The sequence below is a fragment of the Alloscardovia criceti DSM 17774 genome, assembly GCF_000376885.1.
In the GTDB taxonomy this organism is placed as follows: domain Bacteria; phylum Actinomycetota; class Actinomycetes; order Actinomycetales; family Bifidobacteriaceae; genus Alloscardovia; species Alloscardovia criceti.
Genome location: NZ_AQXR01000011.1, coordinates 541,082 through 553,712, shown reverse-complemented (window position 1 = coordinate 553,712; position 12,631 = coordinate 541,082). Strand labels below are relative to the sequence as shown.

General features: G+C 47.7%; 13 protein-coding genes. 12 read left to right on the top strand and 1 reads right to left on the bottom strand.

Going from position 1 to position 12,631, the window contains the following annotated elements; genetic code table 11:
• The 8 genes from D570_RS0107790 (at window position 1) to D570_RS0107755 (ending at window position 7,428) form a co-directional block, all read left to right on the top strand.
• A complete protein-coding gene (locus D570_RS0107790; protein ID WP_018143833.1) occupies window positions 1-678 on the top strand; it encodes an amino acid ABC transporter permease in 678 nt (225 codons plus the stop codon).
• Window positions 675-1,838, top strand: coding sequence for an amino acid ABC transporter permease (locus tag D570_RS0107785; protein ID WP_018143832.1), 1,164 nt, complete (start codon window positions 675-677; stop codon window positions 1,836-1,838). Before D570_RS0107790 ends, D570_RS0107785 begins: the two co-directional genes overlap by 4 nt.
• 378 nt (window positions 1,839-2,216) lie before the next feature.
• The gene (gene infC, locus D570_RS08810) at window positions 2,217-2,981 is read left to right on the top strand and encodes a translation initiation factor IF-3 (protein WP_051067205.1); all 765 of its coding nucleotides are present in this window, start codon (window positions 2,217-2,219) and stop codon (window positions 2,979-2,981) included.
• A complete protein-coding gene (gene rpmI / locus D570_RS0107775; protein WP_018143830.1) occupies window positions 2,974-3,168 on the top strand; it encodes a 50S ribosomal protein L35 in 195 nt (64 codons plus the stop codon). The genes infC and rpmI overlap by 8 nt, the downstream gene beginning before the upstream one ends.
• 44 nt (window positions 3,169-3,212) lie before the next feature.
• The gene (rplT, locus tag D570_RS0107770; RefSeq protein WP_018143829.1) at window positions 3,213-3,596 is read left to right on the top strand and encodes a 50S ribosomal protein L20; all 384 of its coding nucleotides are present in this window, start codon (window positions 3,213-3,215) and stop codon (window positions 3,594-3,596) included.
• A 135-nt stretch (window positions 3,597-3,731) separates the two neighbouring features.
• Complete coding sequence (gene xerD / locus D570_RS0107765) at window positions 3,732-4,655, top strand: site-specific tyrosine recombinase XerD (protein ID WP_018143828.1); 924 nt, start codon at window positions 3,732-3,734, stop codon at window positions 4,653-4,655.
• A gap of 47 nt (window positions 4,656-4,702) precedes the next feature.
• The gene (locus D570_RS0107760) at window positions 4,703-5,755 is read left to right on the top strand and encodes a YeiH family protein (protein WP_033377121.1); all 1,053 of its coding nucleotides are present in this window, start codon (window positions 4,703-4,705) and stop codon (window positions 5,753-5,755) included.
• Window positions 5,756-6,054: 299 nt separating this feature from the next.
• Entirely contained in the window at window positions 6,055-7,428 is a 1,374-nt protein-coding gene (locus D570_RS0107755; RefSeq protein WP_018143826.1) for an ABC transporter substrate-binding protein, read from the top strand.
• 209 nt (window positions 7,429-7,637) lie between these two features.
• Here the strand turns inward: D570_RS0107755 and D570_RS0107750 are convergent, their stop codons facing one another.
• Entirely contained in the window at window positions 7,638-8,666 is a 1,029-nt protein-coding gene (locus D570_RS0107750) for a LacI family DNA-binding transcriptional regulator (RefSeq protein WP_018143825.1), read from the bottom strand.
• A gap of 357 nt (window positions 8,667-9,023) precedes the next feature.
• Here D570_RS0107750 and D570_RS0107745 point away from each other — a divergent pair, with 357 nt between their 5' ends.
• The 4 genes from D570_RS0107745 to D570_RS0107730 all read left to right on the top strand — a co-directional run bounded on the left by D570_RS0107745 (window position 9,024) and on the right by D570_RS0107730 (window position 12,584).
• A complete protein-coding gene (locus D570_RS0107745; RefSeq protein ID WP_018143824.1) occupies window positions 9,024-9,878 on the top strand; it encodes a carbohydrate ABC transporter permease in 855 nt (284 codons plus the stop codon).
• Window positions 9,878-10,720 (top strand): carbohydrate ABC transporter permease, encoded by an 843-nt coding sequence (locus D570_RS0107740; RefSeq protein ID WP_018143823.1) that lies wholly within the window; start codon window positions 9,878-9,880, stop codon window positions 10,718-10,720. Before D570_RS0107745 ends, D570_RS0107740 begins: the two co-directional genes overlap by 1 nt.
• A 313-nt stretch (window positions 10,721-11,033) precedes the next feature.
• A complete protein-coding gene (locus tag D570_RS0107735; RefSeq protein ID WP_018143822.1) occupies window positions 11,034-11,645 on the top strand; it encodes a YesL family protein in 612 nt (203 codons plus the stop codon).
• A 99-nt stretch (window positions 11,646-11,744) separates the two neighbouring features.
• On the top strand, window positions 11,745-12,584 hold the full coding sequence (locus D570_RS0107730; RefSeq protein ID WP_018143821.1) for a ParA family protein: 840 nt from the start codon (window positions 11,745-11,747) through the stop codon (window positions 12,582-12,584).
• Window positions 12,585-12,631: the final 47 nt, after the last annotated feature.

Here is a 12,631-nt window from a genome sequence, read left to right as displayed (position 1 = left end):
ATGGATGGATTTCTTCAACTTTTTGCCGAATATGATATTTTAGGTGCTTTTTGGGTGAATATTTTGCTGACCTTCTGGTCGGCGGTTATCGCCACCATTTTGGGTGTGATTCTCATTATGATGCGCATCAGCCCAATTTCATCTCTGCGCGGCTTTGCAGCAGGATACTGTGAATTCTTTAAAAATATGCCATTGACCATCATCATGGTGTTCATGGTTTTGGGTATTTTTGGTCAGCTGAAAATCAGCTTCTCGGATACCTTTACCATTAACTTCTTCTGGCTTGCCGTTACCGGTTTGGGCGTGTATACGGCTGCCTTCGTCTGTGAATCCTTGCGAAGCGGCATTAACACTGTGCCTGTGGGGCAGGCGGAAGCTTCTAGGGCCTTGGGTCTAGGATTTATGCAGTCTGCCACGCAAATTATTTTGCCACAGGCCATCCGCGGATCGGTTGCTCCTTTGGGTAACACCTTAATCGCTTTGCTCAAGAACTCCACCGTAGCCGCAGCCGCCTCGGTGGCCACGGAAACGTCGAGTTTAATGAGCACGATGATTGAGTTCCATTCCGAGCACATTATTGCCATCTTCTTAATTTTTGCTATTGGATATTTGATTCTTATCATTCCAATTGGCTTGCTGACCACATATTTGTCTAATCGATTGGCGGTGCGTCGATGAACAATCAAGATACATCTACAAAATTGCTTTTCGATGAGCCAGGCCCACGCGGAAAGCGCAATATTCGCATCCTCAACTGGATTGCTAGCATAGTCATTATCCTCGCAGCTATTTTGATTTTGTTGCGTTTGCACAATCCTCCACAAGGTGAAAATCAGCTCTCTTGGGAGCTGTGGCAACCAGCTCTCGATTTGGAAGCGTGGACGGATTTCTATCTACCAGGTTTGGGATTGACCTTAGGTGCGGCTGTCGCCGGTATAGTGGGATCGTTGATTTTCGGTCTTTTCTTTGGTGTGCTGCGCTTGCTGCCAAATATGGTTATCCGCACCATTTCCGGACTCATCGTGGAATTCTGCCGTGCAGTGCCTGTGCTGATTATGATGGTCTTCTTCTGGCGTTGGTTCGCAGGTATCGGTATCCGTCATTCCTCGTACTACTCGGTTGTACTCGCTCTGATTTTGTACAACGGCTCGGTTATTGCAGAATTGGTGCGTTCTGGTGTAGGTAATTTGCCAGGGGGACAGCGTGAAGCTTCATTGGCTTTGGGCTTGACGCGCACACAGTCGTTGATGCAAATTGAAGTACCTCAGGCTATTTATGCTATGCTTCCAGCCACCGTCACACAGCTGGTGGTTGCCTTGAAGGATACAGCTTTGGGCTCGATTATTTTGTATACGGATTTGCTGCAGGAGTCGCGTCGACTTGGTTCGATGTACTTTAATATCTTGCAGACCTTGACGGTGGCGGCATTCGTGTACTTCATCGTTTGCTGGATTGTTTCTCGCATCGCAGAAGCCATGCCGCGCTGGATGGCAAGTTACACCTCTGGTCCGGTGGAAGAGGAAGTTGTGCCTCCTATTGCGGTGATGGATGCAACCAACCGTAATCAGATTAAGGCAGCAAAGACTCCACGACCATTTGGCGGTACACAGCCGATGTATCCAGATCATTACCACGGTTCGAATGCGCATAATGATCACTGGGTGCACAATCACTACATGGAGCAGCAAGAATTAGAGCATCCTCATGATTATCCGCAAGAAATTCAGCGAGAAATTATGAAGACTATGGGATTGCGTGTCAAGCCTCGCAAGGATCGTAAGTCCAAGGGTGGTAGTGCGGAGTCCGGCTCCTCATCTGCTGAGGGTGAGAAGAAGTAATCTACTCTGAGTCCTCAGACCCTCGATGTGTTGCTATGCTTTACGCGTAGCAACACATTTTGCGTTGTAAGAGACAAACTTTGGTTGTATGGTGAGGGCATATAAGCCTCATGGGTGTGACCATACAAGCACATCCGAAAACTCGCCGCAAGAAATTGCGTCAGAACTCGCCGATAAGGAAGTGTAAAAGCTACATTCCACAGAGTTTGCATTTGTCACATCATATGGGTATTATTGTCAAGGCTTGAGAAATCAAGAAAGTGGAATTTCCCACCTGGAAGTTTTTTATGACTTCGGGTTAAGACTTTTGGTCGCTATAAGTAAGTGCCATCAAGTGTATAAAACTATACATACTGTGGTTTTATGCCGCATTTGCATATGGTTGGCAGGAGTCTCTGGGATGTACCCACGCATAGTTTTACGAATGGAGATATCATCACAGAGCCACGTATTAACGATGAAATTCGTACGCCGCAGCTACGCCTGATTGGCCCAAAGGGTGAACAGGTGGGTGTTATTGCCACTTCTGTAGCTCTCAATCTTGCTCGAGAAGCAAATTTGGATCTGGTAGAAGTAGCACCTAATGCCAAGCCACCGGTCGCTAAACTCATCGACTATGGTAAGTACAAGTACAACGAAAAGATTAAGGCACGCGAAGCTCGCCGTAACCAAAGCACTGCTGAGGTGAAGGAAATTCGTTTCCGCCTTAAGATTGACGACCATGATTTCGAGGTGAAGAAGGGTCACGTTGAGCGCTTCCTCAATGGTGGAGACAAGGTTAAGGTCACCATTATGTTGCGCGGTCGTGAGCAGTCTCGCCCAGTTGGAGGTGTAGAACTCCTTCAGCGTCTGGCAGATGAGGTTCAAGAGTCAGGTACTATTGAATCCCGTCCACGTCAGGATGGTAGAAACATCATCATGGTGCTTGCGCCAAAGGGCAAGAAAGTTCAGACGCAGTCTGAGCAGCGCCGCCGCGGTGCCGAGTCTCGTGCAGAGCGTCAAGCACGTCAAGCCGCTCGTCTGAATGCTAAGCGTGAAGCTCAGGCAACAGCTGTTGCTGAGGCAGAAAGCAAGCTAGCAGACGCAACTGCGAACAAGACTTCTTCCCAGAAGACGACAAGCAAGGAGGGCAGCAATGCCTAAGATGAAAAGTAACTCCGCTGCATCTAAGCGAATCCGCGTAACCGGTTCCGGCAAGCTCATGCAGGCAGGTTCCGCAATGCGCCACAACCTCGAGCACAAGAGCGCACGTAAGCGTCGCGCTTTGAAGGCAGATCAGGTACTCGCACCAGCTCAGAGCAAGAAGCTCAAGAACATGCTCGCTAAGTAAGCGCGCGCTGGATTTAGGATTTTTTAGAAAGCAGAGGAAATACTATGGCACGTGTAAAGCGCGCAGTTAATGCTCACAAGAAGCGTCGTGTTGTTCTCGAACGCGCTAGCGGTTACCGCGGTCAGCGTTCCCGCCTTTATCGCAAGGCTAAGGAACAGCTCCTTCACTCCTTTAACTACAACTTCCGTGATCGTAAGGCACGTAAGGGTGATTTCCGCAAGTTGTGGATTACCCGTATCAACGTGGCTGTACGCGCAGAAGGCATCACATACAATCGCTTTATCCAGGGTCTTCGCCTTGCAGGTATTGAGCTCGATCGCCGTGCTTTGGCTGAGCTTGCTGTAAGCGATGTAGAAACCTTCAAGGCAATTGTGGAGCAGGCAAAGGCAGCTCTTCCAGCTGATGTAAACGCTCCAGTTGAGGCTTAAGTAACGCATTACAATCTACTTGACTTAACCAAGTAATAAAACAAAACCTCTGATTGTGTGACGAGCACAGTCAGAGGTTTTTGCATAATGCGAAACAATTCAGTACGTCACAGCGCAAGCAGGTACAGTAAAGATATGGTCACCAAGGTACAGCCATTCGAATCGTATAGAGATCAGTTCATCGCATATATTTCTGTAGAACGCGGGCTATCTCAGGCAACCGCTACGGCATATGAATCCGATTTACGCCGATATACGGCATGGCTGGAAGAGCGAGGAATTAACGATATTCGCGAGGTTACGCGTGAGGATATCGAACAATTTGTGGTCAGCCTGTCGGGCCTCAGTCCGCGTAGCATTGCTCGACGTATTGCGTCCATTCATGAATTCCATAAGTTTCTTGTCATGATAAATGTACTCAGCGTGGATGTTTCGGCGGGCATCAAACCGCCTAAAGCTGCGAGTACTTTGCCAGATGTCCTCACTATCGATGAGGTTACGGCATTAATCGACGCCACAGGTTCGGATCCCGATGACCCCGCGCATGTACGGGATAGAGCCTTGCTGGAGTTTTTGTATGCCTCGGCTGCTCGCGTTTCTGAGGCCGTGGGTTTGGACCTATCGGATATTGACCTCGACTCGCAGGTCGCGCGTCTTACCGGCAAAGGCAATAAACAACGACTCGTGCCATTGGGATCTTACGCATGCGAGGCTTTGGAACGCTATATTGGCTCAGCACGTGCAATGCTCGCAGAAAAGTCGAAAAATGGGGTAGAGTTGCGTGCTGTTTTTCTCAATAAGCGTGGCAAGCGCCTGACGCGTCAAAGTGTGTGGGAAATTGTACGCAATTACGCCAAGTTGGCGGGCATAAAGCAAGAGATCCATCCGCATACCTTGAGACATTCCTGTGCTACGCATCTGATCCAAGGGGGAGCAGATGTCCGCACCGTGCAGGAGCTTTTGGGACATGCTTCGGTAACTACCACGCAGATTTATACACATGTCTCGCCGCAAGCCTTGATTGAAAGCTACTTGTTATCGCATCCCCGTGCCCGCTAGGCATCGAGTCATCGGACAATGCGGTTGCACGTCTCGTGTATAAAAGAATGGTGAGAAAAACATGGAGACGAGTACAAGAAATTATTCCGGGACTAATAGTTAGCTGTGGTCTAGCCCTTATGGCGTGGTTCCTCGGTGAACGCATGCCTGTCATTGGCGGGCCCATTTTCGCTATCCTTTTCGGCATGCTGATATCCCTCGTGTGGAAAAACCGTGGAAGCTGTGCGCCGGGCATCGGATTCACCTCGAAGTATGTACTGCAAACGGCGGTTGTTTTGTTGGGTTTTGGCCTCAATCTGAGCATCATCGCATACACCGGATGGCAATCGTTGCCTATTATTATTGTCACCATCGGCACGGCACTGCTGCTGGCGTGGCTGATACAGAAAATTCTTAAGATGAACGCCAAAACGGCTACGCTTATTGGCGTGGGTTCCTCTATTTGTGGAGGATCTGCCATTGCAGCCACGGCACCGGTTATCGATGCAGATGACGAGGAGATTGCACAATCGATTTCCGTCATCTTCCTTTTCAACGTCATCGCAGCCCTCATATTCCCTCTGTTGGGTACTGCCTTGGGCATGAGCACTACCAGTGGGGAAGTCTTCGGACTCTTTGCAGGCACGGCGGTGAATGACACATCCTCCGTTACTGCCACCGCAGCGACATGGGATACTATGTGGAATCTTGGCTCAGCCACACTAGATAAAGCCGTCACCGTAAAATTAACTCGTACTTTGGCAATCATTCCTATAACCTTGGTGCTTGCGCTGATAACATCCAAGAAAAGCGCTCAGGCTGCAGGCGGTAATGGTCGCTTCTCGCTCAAGCGAGCATTCCCACAATTTGTGGGGTGGTTTATCGTAGCCTCCATAGTCACTACCATTGCTGCTCATGCGGGCATGCCCGTGGGTTTCGTTTCGGTGACGAAGTTCCTCTCCAAATTCATGATTATTATGGCCATGGGCGCTATCGGTCTAAATAGCGACATCGTCAAGCTCATCAAGACAGGTGGAAAGCCTTTGCTCTTGGGCATTGTGTGCTGGTCGGGGATTACTTTCATGAGTTTGATTGTGTTGCATGTAATGGGAATGATGTAAGTCGAATAATCGAACGCCTCCGTGCTGACGGATAATCACGACACGCCAGAATCGTGAATGATGTTCAGCAAGCGAACGATTGCATGTCCTTAGTTCGGAAATGCTCATGTACACTCTTAGCCTTGTAAACGCCTTAATTTTAGCCGTTTACACGGCTTATTTATTTCGATATGACAAGAAATTTCGCTGAGATGCGCTCAGTCTTTCATAGAATTTTTCTGCAAAATTGCTATCGTTTGCAAAAATAAGAAAACTGGTGCATAATTGAGTTATCCGATTCACGGAAGTATTAATCGCAGATGATTGATGCAGATATAGATGTGCTATATCGAAAGGGAGGTTCGAAGATGAATCGAATTGTGAAGTCTACAGTAGCTCTTACTGCAGTAATGGCAATGTCTTTTGGAGCTTTGGCCGCTTGCTCAAGTTCCAGCTCGAGCGATGATGGTAAGGGTAAGGTATACTTCCTGAACTTCAAGCCAGAAAATGCAGATCAGTGGCAGGCTTTGGCGAAGGCATACACCGATGAAACAGGCGTAGAAGTTAAGATTCAAAATGCTGCATCTGGTAGCTATGAGCAGACCTTGAAGTCTGAAATTGCTAAGTCCGATGCGCCAACGCTGTTCCAAGTCAACGGCCCTGTAGGCTACCAGAATTGGAAGAACTACACCGCTGACCTGTCAAATTCTTATATTTATGAGCAGCTCAATGATCAAAGCACGGCTTTGAAGGATGGCGATAAGGTTGTAGGTGTGCCTTATGTCACAGAAACATACGGCATTATTTACAACAAGGATATCCTCAACAAGTACTTCGCTTTGTCTGATGCAGCTGTGAAATCCGTCGATGAAATCAATAGCTTCGACAAGTTGAAGGCCGTGGCTGATGGCATTCAGGAGCACAAGTCTGATTTGGGTGTAGATGGCGCGTTTACCTCCGCAGGCTTCGATTCCAGCTCTGACTGGCGCTTCAAGACACACTTGGCAAATATTCCTTTGTACTACGAATTCAAAGATGACAACGTTACCACACAGCCAGCCACCATCAAGGGTACATATCTGCCAAACTTTAAGAATATCTTTGATTTGTACATTACCGATTCCACCACACCGCGCACACAGCTCAGTGCAAAGACCGGCGATGACGCAAACTCTGAATTCGCACTTGGACAGGCAGCCTTCTACCAGAACGGTACCTGGGCTTGGACGGATTTGAGCAAGGCTGGCATGAGCGCTGACTCCGTCGGCATGCTTCCTATCTATATTGGTGCTAAGGGCGAAGAAAACCAAGGATTGACCACTGGTTCTGAAAATTACTGGTGCATTAATTCCAAGGCTTCTCAAAAGGATCAGGAAGCTACAGAGGCATTTTTGAAGTGGGTAATCAGCTCCGATACCGGTAAGAAGTCGATGTCTCAGGAAATGGGCTTCACCGTTCCATTCAAGACCTTCTCTGATGTAACTACCGATAATCCATTGGTTCAGGCAGCTGTAGATGATGCAAACTCCGGCAAGACGCCAGTTTCATGGAACTTCACTATGATGCCTTCTGAAACGTGGAAGAACAACCTCGGAAATGCCATGCTTGAGTACGCTCAGGAAACAGGTAGCTGGGATGCGGTCAAGACTGCATTCGTCGATGGATGGGCTGAGGAATACAACGCCTCCCACTAAAATTGAATAAACCAGATTGATGTCGGCTCGTCCGATCAATCGACTAAGGGCTTCTCAGTGTGTGCTGAGAAGCCCTTTCGTTGTATCTGCTATCGCAACGTTGCCGTCCGTTGCGCTATGGTGCTGTCGATGTGCAAAAAAGGACTGGCAAAAATACCAGTCCTCAGTTACAGTCCTCAATGAGATGCTCAGTATTGAGATCGCGGGCGTTAGCTTGCATCCTTGCGTGGAGCGGCCGTAGAAGAGCGGATAATCAGCTGAGCAGTTTCTATGGCAAAATTCTCCTCCAGCTCTTTGCTATCCATAAGGTCCAGTGTCATATGTGCGGCTTTTTTGCCAATCTCAATAGGTCTCTGACGAATGGTGGTCAGCCCCAAATCCTCTGCATAGAAGGAGTCATCAAAGCCAATCATGGATACATCGCGTGGAATATTGAGACCGCTGCGCTCGAGCTGGAATTGCAATGGAATGGCAATGCCATCCTCCTGACAAGCAATAGCCGTGGGTAAATGGCTGAGACTCATAATCTCAGAAGCCACATGGCTGATTTGGTACTTGCCATCCTCGGTAATTTCGCAGGGTATATTCGTTACACTAATGCCTTGACGTGCGCAGTACTCCGTAAAGGTTTGAATGCGCGTTTGTACCGAGAAATGCAAGGAAACGGCACGATGTGTGCTGACATAGACGATATCTTTATGTCCCAGCTGCAACAGATGGCGTGCGGCTAATTCAGAGCCATGCACGTCGTCGATATTGGTAGCGGCGGTGAGGCCCAGCTCCTTGGAATTATCGGCGTTAATGCCTACGATCGGAATGCCTATGGAATTGAGCAATGTCACTTCATCCTCAGCTATGGCAAAGGATGAGACAATAACGGCATCGGCATTTCTGCGCAGGGGGAGCGTATCAAAAAATTCTTTACGTTCCTCAGTACTTGAAATTTGATAGACGGACACATCGTATCCGCGCGCATGTAGTACTTCGTTCAGTCCTTCAAGAATGGAAGAAATAAACCATAAATTCATTTTTCCACTCATGAGTAAAGCCACGCGCAAAGATTTTCCGGATTTTAATGCAGCTGCTGAGCGTGACAAAGAAAAGTGAAGCTCAGAAGCAACTTTCAGTATGTTTTCTCGCGTCTTTGCGGAGACTAGGTCTGGACGAGTGAATGCACGGGACACGGTCGATGCAGAAACGCCTGCAACGCGTGCTACATCTTGGATAGTGCTTCCCATGAAAACCTCCTCAATTATCTTTTATAGTTTATCATTCTAGAGTATTTTTTACAAACGTTTGCATAAAAAAATCCTGAGTTTTTGCAAAGATTGCAAACGATTTGCATTGTTGATAAATAGGGGTTTATCTCCATTAATTACTAGAATTCTTATGATCATTGCAAAAAATATTCTCTTGTTTTGCAAAAAATTGCGACACAAAAATGACAACGTTTGACAATTTATGCAAACGATGTCTATTATGGATGTATTGTTTGGCAATGGTTCATGCGTGATATCAACTGTGTATTCGCGATTTCCACGCATTGCGGTGCCAACGAAGATACACGAAGCTGTGTTTCGAAGGAGGAGGACCATATGGTTGATATGGTTGGAAAAGCAGTGAGAAAGTGGTGGGGGCTTTTTGCTTTACCGACTTTCCTTGCGTTTATCATTGGCTTCATAGTGCCATTTATTATGGGTGTGTACTTGAGTTTTTGTGAGTTCACGACGGTAACGGATGGCGAATTTGTCGGCTTGAAGAATTACGCGAAAGCATTCTCGGATAAGGAATTCCTGCATGCTCTCGGATTCTCTGCAGCCTTTACCATCGTCACGACGATTGTGATTAATGTAGCGGCCTTTGCTATTGCTTATTTGTTAACACGAGCAATCAAGGGTTCCTCGCTTTATCGTTCGGCGTTATTTATGCCAAATCTGATCGGCGGTATCGTCCTCGGTTATATTTGGTTGCTCTTGCTCAATGGCATTCTTGCTCATTGGGGACGTGCATTGACGTATTCTGCAGTATATGGTTTCTGGGGACTGGTCATCGTCGTGAGCTGGCAGCAGATCGGTTATATGATGATCATCTACATCGCAGGTTTGCAAGCGTTGCCATCCGATGTGCTCGAAGCAGCTCAGGTCGATGGCGCCAGCGGTTCACAGATTATGTTCCGCATTATCATCCCGTTGATGATGCCATCGATTACCGTATGCTCCTTCCTAACCGTGACGAACGGTTTCAAGCTTTACGATCAGAACTTGGCATTGACCAATGGTGCGCCAAGTAATATGTCTGAAGGTTTGGCCATGAATATTACACGTACCTTCTATGGACGCATGGGCTGGGAAGGCGTTGGCCAGGCTAAGGCAGTTCTGTTCTTTATCCTCGTAGCTGTCATCGCCTTGATTCAAAACCGACTCACCACAAGCAGGGAGGTGCAGGCATAATGAACGATAACAATAAGATTAAGCACAGTGGTGCGTGGTCCGCATTCTTCGCTGTGGTCAGCTTGTTGTGGATTTTCCCAATTATCCTTGTGCTCATTAATTCCTTCAAGCAGAAGGCCTATATTTCTGCAAATGCGTTCTCCTTCCCTGTAGGCAAGGCTTTCGTAGGTCTTGAAAACTACACGCGTGGAATTGAGCAAACTCAGTTCTTCCAGTCCTTCGGCTGGACCGCATTCATTACTGTGGGTGCTGTGGCGCTGATTATTCTCTGCACCTCTATGTGCGCATGGTGGATTGTACGCGTAGACAATTGGGCCGCAAAGTTGCTCTACACGCTGTTCCTCTTCAACATGATTGTGCCATTCCAGATGGTGATGTTTACCCTGTCTAAGCTGGCGGACATGCTGAAGCTCAACACGCCGTGGGGCTTGTGGATTATCTATCTCGGCTTTGGTGCGGGCCTAGCCGTATTCGTCTTCACCGGCGTTATCAAGGGCATTCCAAAGTCTTTGGAAGAATCGGCCATGATCGATGGTGCTTCGGTTCCACGCATTTTCTTCCAGATCGTAGTACCTATTATGAAGCCTTCTATTATCTCAGTATCCATTTTGGAGGCTATGTGGATCTGGAACGACTACCTGCTTCCATACCTCACCTTGGATTTGGGTAAGTATAAGACCATTTCTGTGGCTGTGCAGTACTTAAAGGGTGGATACGGCTCTATCGATATGGGCGCTATGATGGCTTGCCTCGTGCTGGCAATCATCCCAATCATCATCTTCTACCTTGCGTGCCAAAAATATATCGTCAGTGGTGTTATGGCTGGTGCTGTCAAGGGATAAAATAGGCTACACTGGAGCTAAGCCAATTCTTTATACTCAAGAACTGTGTTTTACAACTCGGTTAAGAGCTGAAGAGGGATAGAGATGAGGCGAATAAATAAAGGCGGTTGCTGTGGTTTGCACGTAGCCGCTTTTATTTTTTGCCACCGTTCGGAAATGCCGCAGCATGCAAATAAACACATCGTACAAATAAACACAGTCATGTATGAACGCAGCTCTGATATGAACACAGCCCTGGCGTGCGCGGTTCACCAAAAAGTACAAGAATAGTACAAGAACACAGAATTCTTACGATGTTACGTAGGAGGAAAAAATGAACTGGTTATCGCCAGATTCGCGCTTTATGCAGGCATGGAATAATCTCACCGACGGCATTCTCATTAATCTGCTCATGCTTGTGACATCCATTCCACTTGTTACTATCGGCGCATCGCTGGCAGCAGGCAATGTGGCTGCACGCAAAACATTGTATGGAGAAGGCAAAGGGGTAGTACGCACCTATTTTCAGGCGTGGAAAAGCAATGTTTTTCAAGCTACGGTTTTGTGGATACCTTATCTAGTGCTGGCTTTTATCCTAGGATACATGTGGCTTTTTGTGCGCGTGCCCGAGCTGCTTATTGTGCAGTACGGCTTGAGCATCGTGTGGGTCATAGGTTTTGAGTGGACTTTTGCACTGCAGGCACGGTTTGCAAATTCTATTCCTCGCACCTGGTTCAATGGTTTCGTTTTTGGCGTCGTCCACTGGGGCTATACGCTTGTCTTGGTACTTATCGATGCAGCATTCGTGGGCATTATCTTGGGGACTGTGATGCTCCTGCCACAGCTCCTGTTTTTAGTTGTGGTTATCGGTTATGGCAGTATGCTGATGCTTCACATTCCCTTTACGGAACGCGTAATGAGAAAATACATGAAAGATTCTGAATAATCTTCACAGGCCGGATATCAGAAAATCTTGAACGAAAGGGATGACACAAGCCGCAAAACGGACGGTACGCCCTCCGCCTAGCGTGCTAATCTAATAATTATGCCAACAGATCTTTTGGGTCGAGAGTATGAAACTTTCCCCGCACCGAAAACACTTGAACAGCATGGCCCTGCCCGCATCATTGCTATGTGTAATCAAAAGGGCGGCGTAGGCAAAACCACGAGTAGCGTCAATATCGCCGGAGCATTAAGCCAGTACGGCCGAAAAGTGCTCATCGTGGATTTTGATCCTCAGGGTGCAGCGTCTGTGGCTTTAGGCGTAAATGCCAATAATGTGCCAAACACCATTTATACGGCCATGTTTAATCCTAGTATGGATGTGCACGAGGTCATCCAGCATACACGTTTCCCGGAACTCGATGTCATCCCGGCCAATATCGACTTGTCGGCTGCAGAAATTCAATTGGTTACCGAAGTGGGCCGCGAGCAGGTTTTGGCCTCGGTTCTGCGTCAGGTGCGCAATGAGTATGATTTGATTATTATCGATTGCCAGCCTTCGCTGGGTCTGCTCACGGTCAATGCGCTGACGGCAGCCGATGGTGTGATTATCCCTGTGGCTGCAGAATTCTTCGCATTGCGCGGTGTGGCTTTGCTGATGGATTCCATTGAAAAGGTGAAAAGTCGCATCAATCCACAGCTGGAAGTTTATGGCGTTCTCGTCACTATGTATACGCGTACTTTGCATGCCGAAGAAGTGCTTCAACGCATTTATGATGCCTTCCAAGGCAAGGTTTTCCATACCGTGATCACGCGTTCTATTAAGATCGCAGACGCATCCGTGGCCGCAAAACCTATTACCATGTTTTCTCCGCAGCACACCACAGCAAAGGAATATCGCGAGGTAGCGCGAGAGATTATTGCCAACGGCATTGTGGCGTAGTTTGCATCCTCTACAAGAAGTAGCATATTTTTCGTACGTTTTCGGCA